Here is a 24,540-nt window from a genome sequence, read left to right on the forward strand (position 1 = left end):
TTACGATCGGTATCAAGCTAAGAACCAGTTGTTATAGTCATTAGAATGTTTATGTGTTGAGCATGAGTAACGTTGTTATCAGAGCGAAACAAAACGGGGTGAGTGAAGGTTAAAACCACACTCTTAGTGTGAGCTTATTGTTACACTCTGAAACACATTGTTACATCCGGCGCATTATGAGGAGTTAGCGGCAAAAGCTCATCATTCGAACTTGGAAACTAACCTTCCAATAATGAAATTACATAGCCGTATACTTGCGACTGCCAAGCAATACGAAGAGTACGTGCCACACAACAAACGCAGTTCTGATAAGGGCTAGTTATTGATGAAAAGATTGATATTTCGAGTGGGGATAAGCGCGGAATTTCTGTAGTTCGCTCGGTTATCGGCCCTACATAAACGTGACTTAGATCACCAAAGTTAATTCACTTAACTTTAGCATGGTGTTTATTAATCAAAGAATGTGCCCCTACCGCTTTAAGCGGGACATTGTATGAATTTGGCACATGAACAGCATACATATGAGAGGAAAAGCGAGTTCATAAGAGCTTATATAAAGGGGATTAGAACGCGTAATTTAGTTAGAAATGATTTTAGCTACCGCCGAATAACAGGCAATAAAAAAGCGCAAATCGATGGCCGATTTGCGCTTTAGATTCAACAGTTCTACCGTTTACGGACGGTACACTTTAACGTTGTTAAAGCCCTGCTCTTGCAGGTAAAGCGCCTGTAGGCGACTCATAACACCACGGTCACAGTAAAGCAGGTAAGTTTTGTTTTGGTCCAAGTCACCAAACTGAGTACCTAGCCTGTAGAAAGGAATGTGTTTCACATCCACACCTTCAATTTCTAGCGGGTTGTCGTCTTCCTCTTCTGGGCTACGAATATCGAGCACAATCGCATGCTGTTCTACCGCTTGAACTTGCTCAACTTCAGGTGCCGCTTGCTCAGTTTCTTTCGCGATATCACGAATATCCATCTGACGCGCTTCACGTACGACTTGCTCTAGAATCTCGAAGTTAAACTTCTCTTCTTCGGCTTCCAGCTTCGCTTTTACCGCTTTCACTGTTGGCTTCTTAGAGATCACGCCACAATATTCTGGCATGGTCTTAGCGAAGTCTTCCGTGCCGATTTCACGCGCTAGATTAATGATGTCTTCTTTATCCCAGTTAATCAGTGGGCGAAGGATAAGTGAATCCGTTACGCCGTCAATATGACGTAGGTTGGTAAGCGTCTGGCTAGACACCTGACCTAAAGCTTCACCGGTCACAAGCGCTTGAATGCCAAATTTCTCAGCGATCATTCCCGCCGCACGCATAAACATACGCTTAAGAATCACGCCCATTTGACCGTCATCGACTTTCTCTAAGATTTCAGCCACGACAGGTTCGAAATCTACTGAGATGAAACGTACTTTTGCTGAGGAACCGTACTTGTTCCATAGGTAGTGAGAAACCTGCTTAACACCGATCTCGTGTGCTGGACCACCTAAGTTAAAGAAACAGTAGTGTACTTTTGAGCCACGTTTGATGTGCAGGTAACTTGAAACACCTGAGTCAAAACCGCCAGAAATCAAGCTGAGTACGTCTTCTTGTGTACCAAGAGGAAAGCCACCCAGACCTTTATGACGAGCAATGACTTGGTTTAGCTTATCGCCAGCCACTTCAACTTTTACTGTCACTTCAGGGTTACGCAGTTTTACGCTCGCGCTTTCAACCGCTTGATTCAGGCCGCCACCAACGTAGCGTTCAAGTTCGATAGAGGTGAAGTCATGCTTACCACGACGCTTCGCACGTACCACAAAGGTTTTGCCTTCGATGTTGGCACGGTTCAACTCTAACACTTGCTCGAAGATGTTATGCAGGTCCGTAAACTCTGATTGCTGAACTTCAAGTACGTGATGGATACCTGGGGTATGAGTCAGAACTTCAACCACTTCTTTGTAGTACTGAGAAGATTCTGATGTCACTTCAATGTGGTCACGACGGTTAAACACCGCGACAGACTCAGTACGAGCCTTAATGATGTTGCGAATATTACACTCGAGAATCTTTGTGAAGCGCTTACGTACCGATTCACTTTTTACGAAGATTTCTGGATGGGGCTTAACGATAAATTTCATAATTCACTTCACAAGTTACAAGTTTCGCAAAACAGTTTCGCGTTGCAGCCGCTCTTAATTCTGTCCATCTGGGAACAAAATAGAGGCTACCCCGCTAAGGGCGCAAGATTATACATGATAGACCGCTCATAAAAAAGACGAGCTTAACGCTCGTCTTTCAGTTTAGGGGGTATTTTGCAATGCGGGGACTTCGTCGCTGTAGATTGGCTCACCCTGCATAATGCTGATCTCTACGCGGCGGTTACGCGCTCGCTGGGTTTCCGTCGTATTTGGCCCTAGCGGCTCGGTGTCGGCCATACCTCGTACTCGCAAGCGTTCATGGTTAAAGCCACGGACTTTTTCCATCTCCTGCGCTACCGAAACTGCGCGCTGAGCAGACAGATCCCAATTCGAGCGATACAGTTCAGAGTCGAGACGCTGGTTATCGGTGTGTCCAGATACGCGAATCACGCCCGGAACGTCTTTCACCAACTCAGCGATCTGACGCACCAGTGGTCTGAACTTAGGCTGCAAGAATGCCGAACCTTCTGGGAAAGCGCCCTTTTCACGAATTCGAATATCAATTTGCTGACCGAGGTTTTCCACCTCTATCGCGCCTTGCTCAATCTCACGTGCCAACGCTTTCATGATCGCTTCCATCAGCGTTTCCATCTCTTCAGACATCTCAGACTGTTGCTGTTGGCTGTCAGATTCAGAGTTCTGATTGTTTTGCGTCGACGTATCTGGTGATTGACCCCCAGTGAGTTTGCCAGTATCACGCTGGTTACCACCAGCACGGTCAGACTCACCTTCATGGAACTCAAGTGTTTGCTGAGTAATATCGATGGTCTGCTGCATGATGACGTCAATCGGCGTCGGCTCAGGTCGACCTGGTCGAAACTCTTGCGCGATGATGCTGGTACCTTTCGGAATGTCTTTGACTTCAAGGCGATTTTGCACACCAAAGGCGAACTTCATTGAACCGGCGATTTGTTTAAATTTCAGTACGTCCATTTCCGAAAACGAAAGCAGCAGTACGAAGAAACACATCAGCAGTGACATCAAATCGGCAAACGTACCCATCCAGAGCGGCAGCCCCGGTGGTGGACATTTGCATTCGTTATCATCATCCATAACGGTTCCTTACTCGTTATCTACATCAAGACTACGCTTACCTTCATTGAGGTAGTTTTTCAGGTAGCTGTCGATAACGCGTGGGTTTTGCCCATCTTGGATAGCCAATACGCCATCCATAATCAGGCGACGGTTGAGTTTTTCCTGCTCACGACGTAGCGATAGCTTGTCCGCGATCGGGAAGAAAATCATGTTGGATAGAATCGCACCATACAGTGTTGTCAAAAGGGCAACTGCCATCGCAGGACCGATTGCTTTTGGGTCATCCATGTTTGAAAGCATAGCAACCAGACCAACCAGCGTACCGATCATCCCCATCGCTGGAGCAACATCACCAAACGCGCGGAATACGCTTGAACCAAACTCGTGTCGCTCGTCGGTCAGAGAAATATCTTTTTGCAGTGCGGCGCGCACGACGTCAGCGTCATGACCGTCAACCAGCAAATCGATACCCTTTTGCATGAAATTATTGGAGATCTCCATTTCTTCTAAAGCGAGGAAACCGCCTTTACGCGCAGCGTCAGCCATTTCTACCACTTTAGCGATGAGGTCTTCTGGCTCATCCACCTTAAACATGAAGGCCTTACCCGCGATTTTGGCGGCACCGAAGAACTGTCCGATAGTAAACTTCATCAACACAACGAAGGTTGAACCACCAACTACGATTAGAATAGACGTGACATCGACGAACATCATGATACTTCCGCCAAGTATCATTGCCATGATGACGAAAGCCAAACCGCCAATCAGTCCTAACAGCGTTGCTAAATCCACAAAGCACTCCTCATGCTATCTCTGAGCTTCTACCAAATTATATCGGCTGCATTTTCAGATCTTTAGTAATTTCTAGCTCCTAATATAGAGACTTGTTCCAACTAGTAAACCAGCAAGTCACTAAGTGTTGACCAATATCCGCGTTATCACAGTACGAAGTCGATTTTTCTGACAAATTTACTCGGTTAAATTTGACCATTATTAGCCGCTAAGGTAACTTTCGTGCATCTTTATCAACGCAGATATATTATGGCGAGCAAGAAACCTGAAAATATGACCTTTGAGGCGACCATCCAAGAGCTCGATACGATCGTAGAAAGCCTTGAAAATGGTGACCTTGCACTGGACGATGCTTTGAAGAAATTCGAGCGCGGCATTGCACTGGCTCGTGCGGGTCAAGGTAAGCTAAATGATGCAGAACAACGCGTCAGTATTTTACTAAGTAACGATGACGAAGCGCCGCTTAGTCAGTTTGACGCTCAGCCAGAATAATTGATTTAGAAGATATACCTATGCAAGAGGCTCTAACCTCATTCCAACAACGTAACAACGTTCAGTTAGAAGAATGGCTTAACCAACTTCCTCACCAAGAGCAACCTTTGATCGACGCCATGCGTTATGGTTTGCTGCTAGGAGGCAAACGGGCGCGCCCATTTCTGGTTTACATCACCGGACAAATGCTAGGGTGCGACGTTGAAGCGCTTGACGCTCCAGCCGCCGCGGTTGAGTGCATTCACGCCTATTCGCTGATTCACGATGACCTACCAGCGATGGACGATGACGAGCTGCGTCGCGGTCAGCCTACCTGTCACATCAAGTTTGATGAAGCAACCGCGATTCTCACTGGCGATGCGCTGCAAACCTTAGCGTTTACGATTCTTGCTGACGGCAAACTGGCGCCAGAAGCAGAAGCGAATCGCATTAAGATGGTCAGCACTTTGGCTCAAGCGTCTGGTGCTAGCGGAATGTGTATGGGGCAATCTCTTGATCTTTCTGCCGAAAATCGTTCAATTTCTCTTGAAGAACTAGAAGAAATTCATCGCCATAAAACCGGTGCATTGATGAAATGCGCGATTAGACTTGGCGCGCTAGCTGCGGGTGAAAAAGGGGTCGAAGTGCTACCTTTACTCGATAAATACGCCGATGCGATCGGCTTAGCGTTTCAGGTTCAAGACGACATTCTAGATATCATCAGTGATACGGAAACTCTGGGCAAACCACAAGGTTCTGACCAAGAATTAAACAAAAGCACCTACCCTGCTCTCTTAGGGTTGGAAGGCGCTGTCAACAAAGCTCACACTCTGTTACATGAAGCACTTCAAGCATTGGAAGCTATCCCATACAATACAGAGTTACTCGAAGAGTTCGCCCGATATGTCATCGAGCGCAAGAACTAACACTATAAGCGCGCAAATATATGACTCTTGATATTTCAAAGTATCCGACACTGGCTCTGGCAAATACCCCAGACGAACTGCGTAGCCTTCCTAAGGAGATGCTACCTAAGCTATGTGACGAGCTACGTACTTACTTACTCAACTCAGTGAGCCAATCAAGCGGACACTTAGCGTCTGGCTTAGGCACGGTAGAGTTGACGGTCGCATTGCATTACGTTTACAACACGCCATTTGACCAGTTGGTCTGGGATGTTGGTCATCAGGCATACCCACATAAAATTTTGACGGGTCGTCGTGACCAAATGCCGACCATTCGCCAAAAGAACGGCCTACACCCATTCCCGTGGCGCGAAGAGAGCGAATACGACACCTTATCTGTCGGACACTCTTCTACCTCAATCAGTGCAGCATTGGGGATGGCGATCAGTGCCGGTAAAGAAGGCAAGGATCGTAAAGTTATCAGCGTTATCGGTGACGGTGCGATTACCGCAGGCATGGCATTCGAAGCGATGAACCACGCTGGCGATGTTCATCCAGATATGTTGGTGATTCTCAACGACAACGAAATGTCGATTTCAGAGAACGTCGGCGCGCTGAACAACCACCTTGCTCAAGTACTTTCTGGTAGCCTGTACACCTCTATTCGTGAAGGCGGTAAGAAAGTACTGTCTGGCGTTCCTCCAATCAAAGAGTTGGTTCGTCGTACCGAAGAACACCTCAAAGGCATGGTGGTTCCAGGCACACTGTTTGAAGAGTTCGGTTTTAACTACATTGGTCCGGTTGACGGACACGATGTTAACGAGCTGGTTAAGACACTGAAAAACATGCGCGAGCTGAAAGGCCCTCAGTTCCTGCATATCATGACTAAGAAAGGTAAAGGCTATGAGCCAGCGGAGAAAGATCCGATCGGTTATCACGGCGTACCTAAGTTTGACCCAAGCCACAGCTCTCTGCCAAAAAGCAGCGGTGGTAAGCCAAGCTTCTCGAAGATCTTTGGTGACTTCCTATGCGATATGGCCGCGCAAGACCCTAAGCTAATGGCGATTACGCCTGCGATGCGTGAAGGCTCTGGTATGGTTCGTTTCTCGAAAGAGTATCCAGAACAATACTTCGATGTTGCTATCGCAGAGCAGCACGCGGTCACACTGGCGACGGGTATGGCAATCGCGGGTAACAACCCTATCGTGGCGATTTACTCGACCTTCCTTCAGCGTGGTTACGATCAACTGATCCATGATGTCGCGATCATGAACCTGCCAGTGATGTTCGCCATCGACCGCGCAGGTCTCGTGGGCGCAGATGGTCAAACCCACCAAGGCGCGTTTGACTTAAGCTTTATGCGCTGCATTCCCAACATGGTGATTATGGCGCCGAGTGACGAAAATGAGTGTCGCCAGATGCTTTACACTGGTCATAAGCACAACGGTCCATCTGCGGTTCGTTACCCTCGTGGTACAGGCATGGGCACTGAGATTGAGCAAGAGTTTACCGCGCTTGAGATCGGTAAAGGTCGTATCGTACGTAAAGGCGAGAAAGTTGCTATCCTCAGCTTCGGTACGTTCCTAGCAAATGCGCTGCAAGCAGCTGACACGCTTAACGCTACTGTGGCTGACATGCGTTTTGTTAAACCGCTAGATGAAGCGTTAATTCGTCAGTTGGTGGCCGAGCACGATGTCATCGTCACATTGGAAGAGAACGCGATTGCTGGCGGTGCAGGGGCAGGGGTGATTGAGTTTATGATGCAGGAAAAACTGCTGAAACCTGTTCTAAATCTAGGTTTGCCAGACCAGTTCATCGCACAAGGCACCCAAGAAGAGCTGCATGAAGAACTTGGATTGGACGCCAAGGGCATCGAAGCTTCGATTCGCCAATATATGCAGAAGTAAGTAAGAAACACAAGAAAGCCCTCCGATAATGGAGGGCTTTTTAATACTCAACGCCCAACAACGGTCAAGCGGTTTGTTTTAGTTCTCTCAGCATGCGTTTCAAGCTGCCATTTTCAGCAAACTCTGCCACCAGCTTATCTTCAAAACGTAACCACTTACGCTGCACTTTGCGTTTGCCGAAAAAGCTTATATAGCTGCTGATAGGGATAAACTCTGCGTTACCAATATTATCAATCACAACCATCCGAGAAATACCGGTTGAGGTCTTCTGGCAGACGATGTTACGGTGAGCCAGGCTTTTGGTAATGATCCTATCGCGAAGCAAGCCATCTCTTAACTTGGCGAGTGCGTTGAGTAAATGTCGATAGTATTTACCCGTCCTGCTCTCATCGGCAAGATAATAGCCCAACGTTTTCGACACACTATCGTCGTCATCCAAAATCAAATCAAACACTGAGCCCACACCCAAGTCAGTTTGAATATCACCGTAGTAGCGAGATAGCGATTCCCAGTGGATCCCGCGTTTCTCAAGATGTTCGAAATAGGCGTTTTCACGCTCAATCTCGCGAGTGTCATAGTGTTCATCAACATTGATTTTTACGCACAGTGCTGACTGCTTGGGGTGACGGTAGACTTCTCTATGGTGACCTTTACCGACAAATTGTGACTTATCAATAATAATCATGGTTACGCTTTCACATAAACTGACACATCGATGAGCAGCCACAAAGCCACCCATCACTTACTAGTAGTCACTGTCTCATCCTCGATGAACAAACAATCACTACCGCCTCGAAGGCAAAGGAAGCTTGCCAGTTTATTAATAAGAGTAATAATAAAAAATTATTAATAAATAAAAACCAGAAATGCATTTAAAGGACACATTTTTATATCCAATAAATTCAGAAAGATAGTGATAAACTTGCTTAAAAAGCGCGCATTCTACTCTGGTATTACCCAACCAAACTCAGTGCACAGACGTTGCCAGGTTTGATCCACACTCGCTTTAATGACGATTTCTTGCTGCGTGAACGGATGAACAAACTTCAACGATGATGAATGCAGCAGCAATCTATGTGAGTCAAAAACGTCTCTAAACAGCTTATTATGTTTACCGTCACCATGAGTGGTATCACCAACAATCGGATGACGTAGGTGCGCCATATGGCGTCTCAGTTGATGTTTGCGTCCAGTTAGCGGCTGCATCTCCATAAGGCAGTAACGAGTGGTAGGAAATTTACCCGTCGAATATGGAATCTCCACCTTTGCCAGCGGCTTATAATCCGTAATCGCCTCTTGCGCTTCTTTATCTTGGCTAGCATGCTTATCGGCGATTTTGTCGAGTTCCACTTTTAGGGCGTAATCCAAACGCCCTTGCTCTTCAATCCAACCACGGACGATCGCATGATAGGTTTTCTCCATTTCGTGATTGGCAAACATCGGCATCACTTGCGACGCTACTTCACTCGACAACGCAAAAATCAACACACCAGAAGTTGGGCGGTCTAATCGGTGCAGAGGAAACACATGCTGACCGATCTGGTCACGCAAGGTTTGCATCACGAACTGAGTTTCACGCTTATCTAACCAACTGCGATGGACCAACATTCCCGCAGGCTTATTGACTGCAACGAAATACTCGTCTTGATAAATGATTTCCAACATTACGCGCATACCTCGTCAATGGAACGTAACAAAGAGATAAGAGGCATGTACTCACTATGCTCTTTCCAGCATTCTTCAAAATAGGGGGTGATCGCAAATCCACGCGGTAAAGGCTGTTTTTGCTCAATGATGACGAACATCTTCGGTATAAACACCCATTGAAGCCATTGCTCTGGCGCTAAGCGATCTAACGCGAAAGGTTCGCTACTTTGCAATGCTTCCACTTGCGGCGCGTGTTCCTGCCACAGGTTTAAACGCTGCATTAATGGTGACAATTGGTCGAGAAGTAATAACAATTGTTGTTCTTTTGTCATAAACACATCATGGTGACCTTGAAAATAGGCGTAAGAGTACCATTTATAGAGGAAAGAAAGTTAGGACTATTCACTAATGGAAAACATACATACCCTTACCCAACTATTGACCAATAGCGATTGCCACTACCAAGTATATGATCTTGGACGTCGTATCAAGCAGATAGACAATAAAGTCTTCGCTGACGTGGAAAAAGGACAGCTACCTTACCCTTTTCCATTACAGCGTAAAGCGCACTTGGCCATTGCTTACTGGAACGAGCATAAACAACCTTGGATTTGGTTTTTGAAGTTCGAGTTGGATGAACGCGGTTTATTAAAACAAGCCGATGTGGGGAACTTCATTAAGTATGTGGTAGAAGCGATGGGTACGCGCCTAAGCCAAGAGATGAGTGAAGAGCAACAACAAAAGCTGTCTAACAACCCTTATACCTTCAAACCAGCCGAGGAAAAAATGGCGGTGTTCCACAGTCAAGTCCGCGCACAACTCGACTTGCCGTGCAGCCAGTATTACGAACACGCTCAGCACTACTTCACTGGAGGCCTCGGCTGGGGTAAATGGCACAGCGTCGGCTTACAAGGCGTAACGGATATCTGTGCGAGATTGGGTCAAGAGCAAAATGGTGTCAATCTGCGTAAGGCATTGCCTCACCTACCAAACGAGCCACTCTACGCGCTGCTAGGCGCGCTAGAACACACTAACTTACCGGATAAACTCGCGCTGAGAATTGCCGAACTGGCGCTTGAGCAAATCACCAGTAATGATCCAGACATTTTCTTGTTGGGCGCATTAGCTCGTGCGCTCTCGGGCGCTGATACCTCAATCGCGCAGCCAGTTATACAGCAGATCCTCGCCTCACCTCGTTTGAGTCACCAAGAAGTATTAATTGGGATTGCAGGTAGAAGCTGGCATCTGCTCGCTCAAGCAGAAATGGCAGAAAGCTTCTTGTTACGCCTAGCGCAAACTGGCAACCAAGTTCTGTTTAATCAGTTATTTGCCGATTTGGTTATGCTGCCGGAGTTACGCATGGTCCTACTGCCATTACTGCATTCCAGCCCATCCCAAGAGTTAGCCAACGCACTGCTTTCTCTGCAACAAGCCGCTAAGGGTAATGAATGATCGCTGACCTTCTCGCCATACTCGGCTTAACGCTGATCTGTTTCCTATTTTGGCAGCAGAGACGCCAAGCCGAACTCGCAAAACTGTTCGCGACTAGAAAGTGCGACCAGCTTGATTTGCAGTTCATCAGTATCGCGTTAAAAGGTCATAAACTAAAAACGCCAGACGGTGTCTGGCGTTGGCATTCTGTCTATCAGTTTGAATTTTCTTCGCTTGGTGATGATTGCTACCAAGGCACACTCATTATGCAGGGTTTTCACTTAGCGAAGTTTGATGTTCCACCACATCGGATGTAAAACGAAACTCGTCATAAGGTCCAAATGTATCACGCTTGTGCGCCACTAATTTGAATCCGAGTTTTTGCAGTATTTTGATCGACGGAGTGTGGGCGCTATTCACCGTTGCGATGACATAGGACAGGTCTAAGTCTCTAACCGCACGATTGAAAAATGCCGTCAACACTTCGCTAGCGATCCCCTGCCCCCAGTAGAGCTTATCAAAGATGTAACCAAGCTCTGGCGCGCCGTCCAAATCAGAGATAAACACATGCCCCATATATTCACGAGTTCGGCTATCGAGCACCGCACGCGCATAGATAGTATCGTCGTGGATCATACGTGCGAAGAGTTGTTTTGCCGAAGAAACGGTATGCGGCCCATTCATTTGAGCTCTATTTTTTGCACAGCAATTTAGCAGTAAGAAGTCAGATTGTAACGACTCGTTATAGGGAACCAATAACGATCGGCGAGTCACTATTGTCATGAGACATCCTTGTAAACAGCAAGCTGTTTATTGTTTTATAAAAACAAAGCCGAAAAGTTATACCAACTTAATAATATTGTTATTGTTCTAGATTATTTTTCTTGGCATTAATGATGAAAATATTGTTAGAAACCAAGAAAAGCCCCGACACTTGCGTATCGGGGCTATAGTCTTACTCGCAGCAGTCCGGCTACAAAAGGTGCTCCATGCATCTTCCATAATAGTTACTGAATCCTTCAGTAAAATCCTATCCTCGCCGTCCTAGCGGTGTCCTATTCATCCTGATGGCTAACAATCCACGTTAGCGAACTTCACTTGTTCCTTGAGCGGTGTCCTTTGTATCATCCTGATACTTAATCCCGCCTCATCCTAGAGGTGTCCGTTCATTCCTTTGTCGCTGAAATCCTATCAACGAGCGTGTCCGTACACTGTCCTTCGCTTCATGCTGGTCAACTATCCTAGTCAACCAAATCTTCTTCCTGAAGATAACCAGTCCTTGGTGAGTTCCTGTTCCGTGTCAGCATCCTTCCGACACCTATTAATCTACGCTTTATAACGAATTAGACAATGCCTCGGAAAAATATCTTTATTGAAACATCTATTAAACAATCGATAAATATCAATATTTTCATTATGTTACGGGTAAATATCTACTTTTACTCAGCACGCGCAATCGTTTTATCTCACATCGCGTGTAAGAGATCTCGTACAACAAGTTTCCGAATTCTCTATTCGCTATCGATAGCAAACGTCAGTATTATTGGCAAAGAAAGGAATTTGGAGGTTATATGCTTACCCAAGATGTCAGCCAAGAGCTCAAAGATGTATTGGAACAGTTACATCAGGAAGGAAAAGAACCCACTGTCGCGTTGGTCAAAACGCGCTTGAGTACGCCAATCCCGATGCCAGCGTTAATCACTGCATTAAAAAGCTGGAAAAGTGCTAATCGAGTACCAAAAGTAGAAATTGCCGCTAAACAGCAAAGTGAACAAGACAGAATCAGTGAACTGGAAAAACAGGTTGCCGAGTTACAGCAAAGACTCACTGCACTGGAGAGTAAACTCGGTTAACGAGAAAGCTCTGCTTGTATCGAACCAGAAAACAAAAAGGCTTGGCATATTGCCAAGCCTTTCTATTTATCTAGTAACGGTTGATTACCAACCCGTTACTTCGCGTAGACCTTTACCGATCTCTGCTAGAGATTTAACAGTCTTAACGCCAGCCGCTTCTAGTGCAGCAAATTTGTCTTCAGCAGTACCTTTACCACCAGAGATAATCGCACCAGCGTGGCCCATACGCTTACCTGGAGGCGCAGTTACACCAGCGATGTAAGACACAACTGGTTTAGTCACGTTCTCTTTGATGAACGCTGCCGCTTCTTCTTCCGCTGTACCACCGATTTCGCCGATCATTACGATCGCTTCAGTTTCTGGGTCTTCTTGGAACAGTTTTAGAATATCAATGAAGTTTGAACCTGGGATTGGGTCACCACCGATACCAACACAAGTTGACTGGCCGAAACCTTCGTCAGTGGTTTGCTTAACTGCTTCGTAAGTCAGAGTACCGCTGCGAGATACGATACCTACTTTACCTTTCTTGTGGATGTGACCAGGCATGATACCGATCTTACACTCATCAGGAGTGATAACACCCGGACAGTTAGGACCGATCATGCGAACGCCAGTTTCTTCTAGCTTCACTTTCACGTCGATCATATCTGTTGTCGGTATGCCTTCCGTGATAGTTACGATTAGCTCGATACCCGCGTCAATCGCTTCTAGGATTGCATCTTTACAGAAAGGTGCAGGTACGTAGATGACTGTCGCTGTTGCGCCAGTCGCTTCTACTGCTTCACGAACTGTGTTGAACACAGGAAGACCTAGGTGAGTTTGGCCGCCTTTACCTGGAGACACACCACCAACCATTTGCGTACCGTATGCGATAGCTTGCTCTGAGTGGAAAGTACCTTGACCACCAGTGAAACCCTGACAGATTACTTTAGTGTCTTTGTTAATTAATACAGACATTATTTAGCCTCCGCAGCAGCAACAACTTTCTGAGCAGCATCAGTTAGCGACTCAGCAGCAATGATATCAACATCAGAATTAGCAAGAACTTCGCGACCCAAGTCAGCGTTAGTACCTTCTAGACGAACAACAACAGGTACGCTTACACCTACCTCTTTAACCGCACCGATAATACCTTCTGCGATCATGTCACAACGTACGATACCGCCGAAGATGTTTACAAGTACCGCTTTCACGTTGTCATCAGATAGGATGATCTTGAATGCTTCAGCAACACGTTCTTTGGTTGCGCCGCCACCTACATCTAGGAAGTTAGCTGGTTTGCCGCCGTGTAGGTTTACGATATCCATCGTACCCATTGCTAGACCTGCACCGTTAACCATACAGCCAACGTTACCGTCTAGTGCTACGTAGTTCAGTTCCCACTGAGCTGCGTGCGCTTCTCGCTCATCTTCTTGCGATGGATCGTGCATTTCACGAAGCTTAGGCTGACGGTAAAGTGCGTTTGAGTCGATGTTGATCTTACCATCAAGACATAGCAGGTTGCCTTCAGCAGTAATCACAAGCGGGTTGATCTCTAGTAGAGCAAGGTCGTACTGAGAGAACATAGTGCCAAGACCCATAAAGATCTTAACGAATTGTTTGATTTGGTCGCCTTCAAGACCAAGTTTGAACGCAAGCTCGCGACCTTGGTAAGCTTGTGGGCCTACTAGCGGATCGATCGCTGCTTTGTGGATTAGTTCCGGCGTTTCTTCCGCAACTTTTTCGATTTCCACACCACCTTCTGTCGAAGCCATGAAAACGATCTTACGGCTAGCACGGTCAACTACCGCACCTAGGTATAATTCGTTAGCAATGTTTGAAGCTTCTTCAACAAGGATTTTAGTTACTGGCTGACCATTTGCGTCTGTTTGGTAAGTTACTAGGTTTTTACCTAGCCACTTTTGTGCAAACTCTTTTACACCGTCTTTGGTATCGTGCAGTTCAACACCACCCGCTTTACCACGGCCACCAGCGTGAACCTGACACTTAACTACTTTCTTCTCAGTACTGATGCGGCCAGCAGCTTCAAAAGCTTCTTGTGGGGTATCACATGCGTAGCCTTCAGGCACTGGCAATCCGAATTCTGCAAACAGCTGTTTGGCTTGGTATTCATGCAAATTCATTTTGATATTCCGTTTGTTCTTCCCTTGAGGGATTTATTATTTCCATAACGCTGCAGTCTTGGCTGCGTATGCGTCTGTAGGGCGTTTTCAAATAAGTCATGAGACTCAAATGAAGGCCAGATGTTGAGCAGTCTAGCCTTGCAAACTATAGACGTCTAGCCACCTTGGGTGACTAGACGTTTTAGCGATATTAAACGTCTAATAGCAGACGTGCTGGATCTTCTAGTAGCTCTTTAATCGTTACTAGGAAGCCCACTGACTCACGGCCATCGATTAGACGGTGGTCGTAAGATAGTGCCAAGTACATCATCGGCAAGATTTCAACTTTGCCGTTTACCGCCATTGGACGCTCTTGGATTTTGTGCATACCAAGAATCGCTGATTGCGGTGGGTTGATGATTGGCGTAGACATCAATGAACCGAACACACCACCGTTAGTGATAGTGAAGTTACCGCCCATTAGCTCGTCTACTGTCAGTTTGCCATCACGACCTTTGATTGCTAGCTCTTTGATGCCTTTTTCGATGTCAGCGAAACCTAGTGTGTCACAGTCTTTCAGTACTGGAGTCACTAGACCACGTGGCGTAGATACTGCCATGCTGATGTCGAAGTAGTTGTGGTAAACGATATCATCGCCATCGATTGACGCGTTCACTTCTGGGTAACGTTTTAGCGCTTCAGTTACTGCTTTCACGTAGAAAGACATGAAACCTAGACGAGTACCGTGGCGCTCTTCAAACTGGTCTTTGTACTGCTTACGAAGGTCCATGATTGGCTTCATGTTTACTTCGTTGAACGTGGTTAGCATCGCCGTGCTGTTTTTCGCTTCTAGCAGACGGTTCGCAACTGTCTTACGTAGACGAGTCATAGGAACACGTTTTTGGCTACGAGCCGCAGCAGGAGCTTCAACCGCTGGAGCCTCTGCTTTAGGAGCTGCTTTCGCGTTCGCTAGGTGCGCATCGATATCTTCACGAGTGATACGACCACCAACACCAGTACCTTTCACTTGGCTAGCTTCTAGGTTGTGTTCTGCTAATAGGCGACGAACCGCTGGGCTTAGCGCATCGTTGCTTTCTTCAGTCAGTGCCGCTTTGTGGCGCTTATCAGGAGAAGCCTCTGTACCTTCCGTTTTATCTGCGGTTGGCTCTCCCGCAACTGCGCCAGGTTTTAGCTTAGCAAGCAGTTGCTTAGAAAGTACGGTTGCACCTTCTACTTCGATGATCGCTTCCAAAACACCCGCTTCTGGCGCTGGTACTTCAAGGACTACTTTATCCGTTTCGATATCAACCAGTACTTCATCGCGCTCTACTACGTCGCCTGGTTGCTTGTGCCATGTTGCTACCGTAGCGTCAGCGACAGATTCAGGTAAATCTGGAACCAGAATTTCAATTGTCATATCTGTTTCTTCCTTTAACTTCTAGTTCTTAATCCGAAGTTTTTGTATTCACGTTTAGTGCGTCTTCAACTAACGCTTTCTGTTGTTTCAAGTGTACTGACATGTAACCTACTGCAGGAGATGCTGATGCTGGGCGGCCAGCGTATTTGAGATCAGCGCCTGCTGGGATAGCAGCACGGAAGTTATGTTGGCTACAGTACCAAGCACCCTGGTTTTGAGGCTCTTCCTGACACCAAACAAAATCTTCTACATTGGTGTATGGTGCGATAGCTGCTTTTACGTCTTCCATTGGGAATGGGTAAAGCTGTTCGATACGAACAATCGCTACATCGTCTTGTTCATTGTTACGACGCTGCTCAAGAAGGTCGAAGTAAACCTTACCTGAACAGAACACTACACGTTTCACTTTCGCAGGATCCAGATTATCAATCTCTGGGATTGCTGGTTGGAAAGTGCCTTCTGCAAGATCTTCCATAGAAGAAATACATAGCGGATGACGCAATAGTGACTTCGGAGACATAACAATCAGTGGACGACGCATTGGGCGTACTACCTGACGGCGAATCATGTGGTAAACCTGTGCAGGTGTTGATGGCACAACCACTTGCATGTTCTGTTCAGCACATAGCTGTAGGTAACGCTCAAGACGTGCAGATGAGTGCTCAGGGCCCTGACCTTCGTAACCGTGAGGTAGAAGCATCGTTAGACCACACAAGCGAGCCCATTTCTGCTCACCAGATGAAATAAATTGGTCGATTACTACCTGCGCACCGTTGGCGAAATCACCAAACTGAGCTTCCCAGATAGTCAGACCACCTGGTTCAGCAGTCGCGTAACCATATTCAAACGCCAGTACCGCTTCTTCAGACAATACAGAGTCGAATACTTGGAAAGGACCTTGCTTGTCGTGAATATTCGCTAGCGGGATGTAAACACTTGCGTCATTCTGGTTATGCAGTACTGAGTGACGGTGGAAGAAGGTACCACGACCAGAATCCTGACCCGAGATACGGATACGCTTACCATCATCGACCAGTGTTGCGTACGCTAGAGTTTCTGCCATACCCCAGTCGATAGCTTTCTCGCCGCTCACCATCGCAATACGATCGTTGTAAAGCTTGTTTACACGGCTTTGTAGCTTATGACTTTCTGGGTACTGACAAATACGCTTGCCTAATTCGATTAAGCGCTCTTTATCAAACTGGTTTGCCCATTCAGTATCCCAGTCATGCCCTAAGTATGGTGACCAGTCGACAGAATGCAGAGCCATTGGACGCCACTCTTTTACCACAACTTCACCGTGGTCAAGGGCATCGCGATACTCGTTTACCAGTTGCGTTGCTGTATCGATACCAAGCACACCGCGCTCGATCAGTACGTCTGCGTATAGCTTACGTGGCGTTGGGTGTTTCTTGATTTTTTGGTACATCAGCGGCTGAGTCGCATTTGGCTCGTCCGCTTCGTTGTGACCGTGGCGACGGTAACAAACCAAATCGATAACAACATCGCGTTTAAATTCGTTACGGTAATCCAGAGCGATACGTGTAACAAATGCTACGGCTTCTGGGTCATCCGCGTTAACGTGGAAAATCGGCGCCTGTACCATCTTCGCGATATCAGTACAGTACATGGTTGAGCGTGTATCACGTGGGTTAGACGTTGTGAAACCAACTTGGTTGTTCACTACGATACGTACGGTACCGCCGACTTGGAAACCACGCGCTTGAGACATGTTGAATGTCTCTGCCACCACACCCTGACCCGCGATAGCCGAGTCACCGTGAATAGTGATTGGCAGTACTGTGCTGCCGTCTTTATCACCTAAGCGATCCTGACGAGCACGTACCGAACCGATAACTACTGGGTTTACGATCTCTAGGTGAGATGGGTTAAATGCTAGTGCTAAGTGAACGTCACCACCTGGAGTCGCAAAGTCTGCAGAGAAACCTTGGTGGTACTTAACATCGCCCGTACCCCATGTTTCGTCATGCTTACCCGCAAACTCATCAAACAGATCTTGAGGTTTCTTACCTAGAACGTTGACCAGCATATTCAGACGACCACGGTGGGCCATACCGATAACCACTTCACGCATTCCACTTGTACCCGCATGACGAATCAATTCTTTCGTCATTGGGATCAGTGCATCACCGCCTTCCAAAGAGAAACGCTTCGCACCTGGGAATTTAGCACCCAAGTAACGCTCTAGACCTTCAGCTGCAGTCAGCTCGTCTAGGAATGTGTGTTTTTCTTCTTCAGTGAAAGATGGCTGACCAACTACTGATTCAAGACGTTGTTGAATCCAACGTTTTTGCTCAGTGTCTGTCATGTGCATGTATTCTGCACCGATTGAGCCACAGTAGATTTTCTTCAGAGACGAGTAGATGTCTTTCAGTTGCATCGTTTCTTGGCCGATAGCAAAAGAACCTACGTTGAAGGACTCTTCAAGGTCATCTTGGGTGAGATTGTGAAATGCAGGTTCTAGCTCCGCCACAGGTGGGCGCTGCCATAAACCTAGAGGGTCAAGCTGTGCCGCTTCGTGTCCTCGGAAACGGTAAGCATTGATTAATTGAAGTACTTTAACTTGTTTAGCGTCGACATCTGGATCACTAACTTGGACACTGTAATGCTTTGTTTCTTGAGCGAGTCGTCGGAAGTAGTCACGGACACGCGAATGTGGTTGTTCGACCACTTCATCTGAAGGCTTAGGTAGGCCATCAAAAACGCGTTTCCACTCCTCACTTACCAGATCGGGATCACTTAGATACAGTTCGTAGAGGTCCTCTACATACGTTGCATTGGCGCCAGCCAAGTGTGAAGACTCGAGCCATGCCTTCATCACGCCGTTGTGCATATTTTCCCTTAACCAGTAGTTTTCACGTTTGCTTCGGTCTTTGCCGAGCTATTAAAAGCCGGTCACACCATCGTGACCGGCAATTTTGTTATTAAATTTAAACCGAACGGTTTACAAGCATAGTCTTAATATGACCAATTGCTTTCGTTGGGTTTAGCCCTTTAGGACAAACACTTACACAATTCATGATGCCATGGCAACGGAAAACGCTAAATGCATCATCAAGATTTGATAAGCGTTCGTCTGTTGCTGTATCGCGGCTATCAATTAACCAACGGTAAGCGGCTAGAAGACCAGCTGGGCCGATAAATTTATCTGGGTTCCACCAGAACGATGGACAAGATGTCGTACAACATGCACACATGATACATTCGTACAATCCATCTAAATGTGCACGTTCATCTGGAGTTTGCAAGTTCTCACGAGACGGTGGTAATGCACCATCATCAATCAAGAATGGCTTCACTTTCGCATAGTTATCGTAGAACTGCGTCATGTCAACGATAAGATCGCGAACAACTGGAAGCCCCGGTAGTGGACGGATAACAATTTTATCACCTTGCAGTGCAGATAGCGGAGTGATACATGCAAGACCGTTCTTACCATTCATGTTTAAACCATCCGAACCACAAACGCCTTCACGACACGAGCGGCGGAAAGAAATGCTTGGATCTTGCTCTTTCAACAGGATCAGAGCATCCAATAGCATCATGTCAGAGCCATCTTCCACTTCAAGTGTGTACTCTTTCATGTAAGGCTTTTGGTCGACATCCGGGTTGTAGCGGTACAAAGAGAAATTCAGTTTCATATTCTTACCCTCCTTTCCTTAGTACGTACGTGCTTTTGGTGGAAAAGCTTCACGATGAACAGGTTCCATGTTTACATCACGCTTCGTCATCGACTCAGTTTCCGGATTGTAGATAGAGTGACATAGCCACTGCTCATCGTTACGATCTGGGAAGTCAAAACGAGCATGCGCACCACGACTTTCTGTACGGTAGTTAGCCGCTACAGCTGTTGCAAACGCTGTTTCCATCAAGTTTTCTAGTTCTAAACACTCAATACGCTGCGTGTTGAACTCTGTCGACTTGTCCGCAAGGTGTGCGTTTTTCAAACGCTCGCGAATCGCCTTCAACTCTTCTAAACCTTTCGCCATTGCATCGCCTTCGCGGAATACCGAGAAGTTGTTTTGCATGCATTGCTGTAGGTCTTTGCGAATCTGTGCTGGGTCTTCACCGTCAGTACTGTTTTCCCAACGGTTGTAACGCTCAAGAGAACGTTCAATATCAGCTTCAGTGGCAGGTTTAGCGTCAGCTTGCTTAAGCAAAGTTTCACCAAGATGCAGGCCTGTTGCACGACCAAATACCACCAAGTCTAGAAGTGAGTTACCACCTAGACGGTTAGCACCGTGCACAGATACAGATGCGATTTCACCACAAGCGAATAGGCCTTGGATTTCAACATCTGCACCATTTTGATCTTGTTTGATTGCCTGACCTGATACCTGAGTTGGAATACCACCCATCATATAGTGACAGGTTGGAATAACTGGAATCGGTTCTTTAACTGGATCCACGTGTGCAAACGTACGAGAAAGCTCACATACACCCGGCAGACGAGATTCAAGTGTGTCTTTACCTAGGTGATCCAGTTTGAGTTTGATGTGTGGACCCCAAGGACCATCACAACCGCGGCCTTCACGGATCTCAATCATCATTGAACGCGCAACCACGTCACGACCAGCAAGGTCTTTCGCGTTTGGTGCGTAACGTTCCATGAAGCGTTCACCATCTTTGTTTAGTAGGTAACCACCTTCACCACGACAGCCTTCAGTAACTAGAACACCAGCACCAGCGATACCTGTCGGGTGGAACTGCCACATTTCCATGTCTTGCATTGGTACGCCAGCACGTAGTGCCATACCAACACCATCACCCGTGTTGATGTGTGCGTTAGTTGTTGACGCGTAAATACGACCTGCACCGCCTGTCGCTAGGATTGTCGCTTTAGACTTGAAGTAACAAACCTCACCCGTTTCCATACAAAGTGCAGTACAACCTAAAACAACACCGTCTTCGTTTTTAACGAGATCAAGCGCATACCACTCAGAGAATACGGTTGTTTTATGCTTAATATTTTGTTGGTAAAGCGTATGCAACAATGCGTGGCCCGTACGGTCAGCTGCAGCAGCTGTACGTGCAGCTTGTTCACCGCCAAAGTTCTTTGACTGTCCACCAAATGGGCGTTGGTAAATTGTACCATTGTCAAAACGAGAGAAAGGAAGACCCATTTTCTCTAATTCGATAACCGATTCTGGACCGTTTTTACACATGTATTCGATCGCATCTTGGTCGCCGATGTAGTCAGAACCTTTGACCGTATCGTACATGTGTTGTTCCCAATGGTCTTCGTGCGCATTACCGAGCGCTACAGTGATACCACCCTGTGCAGATACGGTATGAGAACGAGTTGGGAAAACTTTTGATAGTAGAGCACAGCTTAGGCCTTGCTCTGAGATTTGTAGCGCAGCACGCATGCCTGCACCACCAGCGCCGATTACTACGGCATCAAATTCGCGAACTGGAATAGACACTTACGCACCCCACAGAATAAATAGACCAGAGAAGAAGTAACCAAACAGAACAGCAATAACACCTAACTGTAGGCCACCACGAAGCTTAGCGCACTTAATGTAGTCTGTTAGCACTTGCCACAAACCAATCCAGGCGTGGATAAGAACAGAAACCAATGCAAGCATCGTAAAGACTTTAGTGAACGTGCCACCAAAGAATTGGGTCCAAGATACGTAAGAAATATCTGTGAAAGCGCAGAAGCTAACCAGATAAACAGTATAAAGCGTCATGATGATCGCGGTAGCACGAATCAGTAGGTAATCGTGTACACCATTACGACCAAATGAGGAAATGTGTTTTACCATACCAATACCCCTGCTAATAGTGACAGAACGGCTGTCGCTGCGAATGCAACCTTAGCGCTCATTGCGCCAGATTCCAGCTCTTCAAAATGACCTAGGTCCATAAGTAGATGACGAATACCGCCAGCAATATGGTAGGCCAATGCCGTTAGAATGCCCCACAAGATAAACTTCACAAAAAAGCCATCAACAATGTCGACTGCTTCTGCGTAGCCAGCTGGGGAATTTAAGGATATGGATAGTAACCAAAGCAGGATCCCGACCGCGACAAACGTAATTACACCGGAGACTCGGTGTAAGATAGATGCGATTGCAGTGATCGGAAAGCGAATGGTCTGTAAATCTAAATTAACAGGTCTTGACTTTCTTTCTTTCACGGGCTTGCTCACTCAGCTCCATTGAGCATTTATAGTTATGAACGAATTTTGGTTGCAAACCTACAAAAGTTAACATTTATTTAACAACTACCCCCATCAAACTGCTGAGTATTTTGTAAAATTTTTGTTAACAACAAGGATTAAAACTTCACCTCACTTTTGTTTCAAGCCTTGAATTTATTAGGTTTCCACCAAAATTTACTGCGCCACTATACGGCTGGCAACATTCTAATACAATTGATGTAACAATTTTTGCTACACAGGACAGGTTTTTAGCGTTACGTGTTCAAAAAATCATAACAAGTGCACACATCAGAGGAGATAAATTGACTTTGATAACGAATGCACGTACAAAAATGTCACACAAACATCCTGGACGGATTAAATAATAAACAAAGGAGATTGTTATGGCAGATAAGAAAGCTACCCTTCATGTTGAAGGTCAAGCGCCGATCGAGCTGCCAATTATGGAAGGTGCTTTAGGTACCCCTGTAATTGACGTTCGTACACTGGGAGCAAATGGATTTTTCACTTTTGACCCTGGTTTTCTTGCCACTGCATCCTGTGAATCTCAAATCACGTACATCGACGGTGGAAAAGGTATTCTTCTACACCGCGGTTACCCGATTGATCAGTTAGCTAATAACGCTGATTACTTAGAAGTATGTTATATCCTTCTTTATGGTGAAGCCCCTACACGTGAACAATACGAACAATTCAAAACCACAGTAACTCGTCATACGATGGTACATGAGCAAATCGCAAGCTTTTTCCATGGCTTCCGTCGTGATGCTCACCCAATGGCGGTTATGTGTGGTGTGGTTGGTGCACTTGCTGCGTTCTACCACGATTCACTCGACATTAATAATGATGAACACCGCGAGATCGCGGCATACCGACTACTGTCTAAAATGCCTACTCTGGCTGCTATGTGTTACAAGTACTCAGTTGGTCAACCGTTCATCTACCCACGTAACGACCTAAGCTACGCAGAAAACTACCTACACATGATGTTCGCAAACCCATGTGAAGAGTACGAAGTTAACCCTGTTGTAGCTCGCGCGATGGATAAAATCTTTACTCTTCACGCAGACCATGAGCAAAACGCGTCAACATCGACCGTTCGTCTAGCTGGTTCTTCTGGCGCGAACCCATTCGCATGTATTGCCGCGGGTATCGCATCCCTATGGGGTCCTGCTCACGGTGGTGCTAACGAAGCATGTCTGAAGATGCTTGAAGAGATCGGTAGTGTTGAAAACATTCCTGAGTACGTTGAACGTGCTAAGGACAAAGATGACCCATTCCGCCTAATGGGCTTTGGTCACCGTGTTTACAAAAACTACGACCCACGTGCGACAGTAATGCGCGAAACATGTCACGAAGTACTGAAAGAGCTAAACATTAAAGATCCACTACTAGACGTAGCAATGGAACTTGAGCGTATCGCGCTTTCTGACGAATACTTTGTATCGAAGAAACTTTACCCGAACGTAGATTTCTACTCAGGCATCATCCTTAAAGCGATTGGTATCCCTGTATCTATGTTTACGGTTATCTTCGCGATTTCACGTACTATCGGTTGGATTGCTCACTGGAACGAAATGCACAGTGACCCACTAAACCGTATCGGCCGCCCTCGTCAGCTTTACACAGGTGAAGAGCAACGTGATTTCAAACCTATGCACGAACGCGAGTAATCACTTTCGTTAGTGATATAGAAGCAATAAAAAAGGTTGGCCAAGCGCCAACCTTTTTCTTTTCTGCTTAGATTAAACCGGATTATCGATATCGATAAACGTCACGTCTAATTCATGTTCGCGTGCGAGCCACTCGCCTAACGCTTTTACCCCATAACGTTCTGTCGCATGATGACCCGCAGAGAAGTAATGGATACCCATTTCACGCGCGGTATAGGTGGTACGCTCCGAGATCTCCCCGGAAATAAACGCATCTAAACCGTTGGAAACCGCCAACTCTATAAAGTCTTGTCCACCACCTGTACACCAACCCACGGTTTCAATGATTTTGTCACCATCTTCAGGCGCGATATGTAATGGAACTCGATTAAGCACTTGGTTAATTCTATCGGCAAACTCTTTACCACTGAGCGGCTGCTTTAAACGACCGTACATAGCAACAGACTGAGGATGCCCTTCTAAACCACCTTCCACTTCTATTTCTAACAGGCAAGCCAATTTGGCGTTATTACCTAACTCGGGATGAATATCGAGAGGCAAATGGTAACCATATAGATTGATGTCATTTTTGATCAAGGTACGAATTCGCTTGCCTTTCATTCCTCGAATTGGCTCTGGCTCACCTTTCCAAAAGTAACCATGGTGAACCAATAATGCGTCGGCGTTTAACTCTACCGCTTTGTCGATCAATGCCTGTGAAGCCGTGACACCGGTTACGACTCGTTTGATCTCCGCTTTGCCCTCAACCTGCAGTCCGTTCGGCGCATAATCTTTAATCAATTGAGGAGACAACAGCTCGTTTAGTACTTTTTCCAGTTGTAAATTATTCATTCTGACTTCCGCTTACTTCGCCATTCACCCAGTGTATTCGAACGATATGGGTGATGCTAGATGCAATCAGAAATGGTTACAATAGAACAAGACGTTTACGGCAA

The 24,540-nt window shown here is 46.4% G+C and carries 23 protein-coding genes; 7 read left to right on the forward strand and 16 right to left on the reverse strand.

From position 1 onward, the window contains the following. Nucleotides 1–673: 673 nt before the first annotated feature. The 3 genes from thiI to pomA all read right to left on the reverse strand — a co-directional run bounded on the left by thiI (nucleotide 674) and on the right by pomA (nucleotide 4,009). Nucleotides 674–2,122, reverse strand: coding sequence for a tRNA uracil 4-sulfurtransferase ThiI (gene thiI, locus AKJ31_RS13000; RefSeq protein ID WP_053409533.1), 1,449 nt, complete (start codon nucleotides 2,120–2,122; stop codon nucleotides 674–676). A gap of 162 nt (nucleotides 2,123–2,284) precedes the next feature. Beyond that, nucleotides 2,285–3,235, reverse strand: coding sequence for a flagellar motor protein MotB (locus tag AKJ31_RS13005; RefSeq protein WP_053409534.1), 951 nt, complete (start codon nucleotides 3,233–3,235; stop codon nucleotides 2,285–2,287). Nucleotides 3,236–3,244: 9 nt separating this feature from the next. Continuing rightward, entirely contained in the window at nucleotides 3,245–4,009 is a 765-nt protein-coding gene (pomA, locus tag AKJ31_RS13010; RefSeq protein ID WP_053409535.1) for a flagellar motor protein PomA, read from the reverse strand. 249 nt (nucleotides 4,010–4,258) lie between these two features. Between pomA and xseB the strand changes: the two genes are divergently transcribed. From xseB to dxs, 3 genes are read left to right on the forward strand one after another with little or no spacing between them, the layout of a single operon-like run. Further along, a complete protein-coding gene (gene xseB / locus AKJ31_RS13015; RefSeq protein WP_053409536.1) occupies nucleotides 4,259–4,501 on the forward strand; it encodes an exodeoxyribonuclease VII small subunit in 243 nt (80 codons plus the stop codon). A gap of 20 nt (nucleotides 4,502–4,521) precedes the next feature. Beyond that, a complete protein-coding gene (gene ispA / locus AKJ31_RS13020; protein ID WP_053409537.1) occupies nucleotides 4,522–5,406 on the forward strand; it encodes a (2E,6E)-farnesyl diphosphate synthase in 885 nt (294 codons plus the stop codon). A 20-nt stretch (nucleotides 5,407–5,426) separates the two neighbouring features. Continuing rightward, nucleotides 5,427–7,292: a 1-deoxy-D-xylulose-5-phosphate synthase gene (gene dxs, locus AKJ31_RS13025; protein WP_053409538.1), complete on the forward strand. Its 1,866-nt coding sequence runs from the start codon at nucleotides 5,427–5,429 to the stop codon at nucleotides 7,290–7,292. 64 nt (nucleotides 7,293–7,356) lie between these two features. Here dxs and AKJ31_RS13030 read toward each other — a convergent pair whose 3' ends face one another. From AKJ31_RS13030 to AKJ31_RS13040, 3 genes are all read right to left on the reverse strand, one after another. After that, nucleotides 7,357–7,977, reverse strand: a complete 621-nt coding sequence (locus AKJ31_RS13030) for a YrbL family protein (protein ID WP_169780632.1) — start codon at nucleotides 7,975–7,977, stop codon at nucleotides 7,357–7,359. 257 nt (nucleotides 7,978–8,234) lie between these two features. After that, complete coding sequence (gene truC, locus AKJ31_RS13035) at nucleotides 8,235–8,957, reverse strand: tRNA pseudouridine(65) synthase TruC (protein WP_053409540.1); 723 nt, start codon at nucleotides 8,955–8,957, stop codon at nucleotides 8,235–8,237. Continuing rightward, nucleotides 8,957–9,271, reverse strand: coding sequence for a YqcC family protein (locus AKJ31_RS13040; RefSeq protein WP_053409541.1), 315 nt, complete (start codon nucleotides 9,269–9,271; stop codon nucleotides 8,957–8,959). The genes truC and AKJ31_RS13040 overlap by 1 nt, the downstream gene beginning before the upstream one ends. A gap of 76 nt (nucleotides 9,272–9,347) precedes the next feature. On the opposite strand from AKJ31_RS13040, the gene AKJ31_RS13045 reads away from it, so the two are divergent. Both AKJ31_RS13045 and AKJ31_RS13050 read left to right on the forward strand, forming a co-directional pair. After that, the gene (locus AKJ31_RS13045) at nucleotides 9,348–10,391 is read left to right on the forward strand and encodes a DUF3549 family protein (RefSeq protein ID WP_053409542.1); all 1,044 of its coding nucleotides are present in this window, start codon (nucleotides 9,348–9,350) and stop codon (nucleotides 10,389–10,391) included. After that, a complete protein-coding gene (locus AKJ31_RS13050; RefSeq protein ID WP_053409543.1) occupies nucleotides 10,388–10,687 on the forward strand; it encodes a DUF3301 domain-containing protein in 300 nt (99 codons plus the stop codon). The genes AKJ31_RS13045 and AKJ31_RS13050 overlap by 4 nt, the downstream gene beginning before the upstream one ends. Here AKJ31_RS13050 and AKJ31_RS13055 read toward each other — a convergent pair. Next, nucleotides 10,635–11,153: a GNAT family N-acetyltransferase gene (locus tag AKJ31_RS13055; protein ID WP_053409544.1), complete on the reverse strand. Its 519-nt coding sequence runs from the start codon at nucleotides 11,151–11,153 to the stop codon at nucleotides 10,635–10,637. The two genes, AKJ31_RS13050 and AKJ31_RS13055, sit on opposite strands and share 53 nt — an antisense overlap. 788 nt (nucleotides 11,154–11,941) lie before the next feature. On the opposite strand from AKJ31_RS13055, the gene AKJ31_RS13060 reads away from it, so the two are divergent. Next, nucleotides 11,942–12,223: a hypothetical protein gene (locus AKJ31_RS13060; RefSeq protein ID WP_053409545.1), complete on the forward strand. Its 282-nt coding sequence runs from the start codon at nucleotides 11,942–11,944 to the stop codon at nucleotides 12,221–12,223. Nucleotides 12,224–12,307: 84 nt separating this feature from the next. On the opposite strand, the gene sucD is transcribed toward AKJ31_RS13060, so the two are convergent. From sucD to sdhC, 8 genes are all read right to left on the reverse strand, one after another. Then, nucleotides 12,308–13,180, reverse strand: coding sequence for a succinate--CoA ligase subunit alpha (gene sucD / locus AKJ31_RS13065; protein WP_045953798.1), 873 nt, complete (start codon nucleotides 13,178–13,180; stop codon nucleotides 12,308–12,310). Continuing rightward, on the reverse strand, nucleotides 13,180–14,346 hold the full coding sequence (gene sucC / locus AKJ31_RS13070; protein ID WP_053409546.1) for an ADP-forming succinate--CoA ligase subunit beta: 1,167 nt from the start codon (nucleotides 14,344–14,346) through the stop codon (nucleotides 13,180–13,182). The genes sucD and sucC overlap by 1 nt, the downstream gene beginning before the upstream one ends. Before the next feature lie 190 nt (nucleotides 14,347–14,536). Next, nucleotides 14,537–15,742 carry a 2-oxoglutarate dehydrogenase complex dihydrolipoyllysine-residue succinyltransferase gene (gene odhB, locus AKJ31_RS13075; protein WP_053409547.1) on the reverse strand — a complete coding sequence of 402 codons (1,206 nt, stop codon included), beginning with the start codon at nucleotides 15,740–15,742 and terminating at the stop codon, nucleotides 14,537–14,539. Nucleotides 15,743–15,770: 28 nt separating this feature from the next. Beyond that, nucleotides 15,771–18,596 carry a 2-oxoglutarate dehydrogenase E1 component gene (gene sucA / locus AKJ31_RS13080; RefSeq protein WP_053409548.1) on the reverse strand — a complete coding sequence of 942 codons (2,826 nt, stop codon included), beginning with the start codon at nucleotides 18,594–18,596 and terminating at the stop codon, nucleotides 15,771–15,773. 97 nt (nucleotides 18,597–18,693) lie between these two features. Then, entirely contained in the window at nucleotides 18,694–19,404 is a 711-nt protein-coding gene (locus tag AKJ31_RS13085) for a succinate dehydrogenase iron-sulfur subunit (protein ID WP_053409549.1), read from the reverse strand. Nucleotides 19,405–19,422: 18 nt separating this feature from the next. Continuing rightward, nucleotides 19,423–21,189 (reverse strand): succinate dehydrogenase flavoprotein subunit, encoded by a 1,767-nt coding sequence (sdhA, locus tag AKJ31_RS13090; RefSeq protein WP_053409550.1) that lies wholly within the window; start codon nucleotides 21,187–21,189, stop codon nucleotides 19,423–19,425. Then, nucleotides 21,190–21,534, reverse strand: coding sequence for a succinate dehydrogenase, hydrophobic membrane anchor protein (gene sdhD / locus AKJ31_RS13095; RefSeq protein ID WP_053409551.1), 345 nt, complete (start codon nucleotides 21,532–21,534; stop codon nucleotides 21,190–21,192). Continuing rightward, nucleotides 21,528–21,920, reverse strand: a complete 393-nt coding sequence (sdhC, locus tag AKJ31_RS13100; protein ID WP_053409552.1) for a succinate dehydrogenase cytochrome b556 subunit — start codon at nucleotides 21,918–21,920, stop codon at nucleotides 21,528–21,530. Before sdhC ends, sdhD begins: the two co-directional genes overlap by 7 nt. 395 nt (nucleotides 21,921–22,315) lie before the next feature. On the opposite strand from sdhC, the gene AKJ31_RS13105 reads away from it, so the two are divergent. After that, nucleotides 22,316–23,605, forward strand: coding sequence for a citrate synthase (locus AKJ31_RS13105; RefSeq protein ID WP_053409553.1), 1,290 nt, complete (start codon nucleotides 22,316–22,318; stop codon nucleotides 23,603–23,605). Between the two features lie 72 nt (nucleotides 23,606–23,677). On the opposite strand, the gene AKJ31_RS13110 is transcribed toward AKJ31_RS13105, so the two are convergent. Beyond that, the gene (locus tag AKJ31_RS13110; protein WP_053409554.1) at nucleotides 23,678–24,436 is read right to left on the reverse strand and encodes a Nif3-like dinuclear metal center hexameric protein; all 759 of its coding nucleotides are present in this window, start codon (nucleotides 24,434–24,436) and stop codon (nucleotides 23,678–23,680) included. Between the last annotated feature and the right edge of the window lie 104 nt (nucleotides 24,437–24,540).

The sequence above is a fragment of the Vibrio hepatarius genome, from assembly GCF_001274785.1.
In the GTDB taxonomy this organism is placed as follows: domain Bacteria; phylum Pseudomonadota; class Gammaproteobacteria; order Enterobacterales; family Vibrionaceae; genus Vibrio; species Vibrio hepatarius.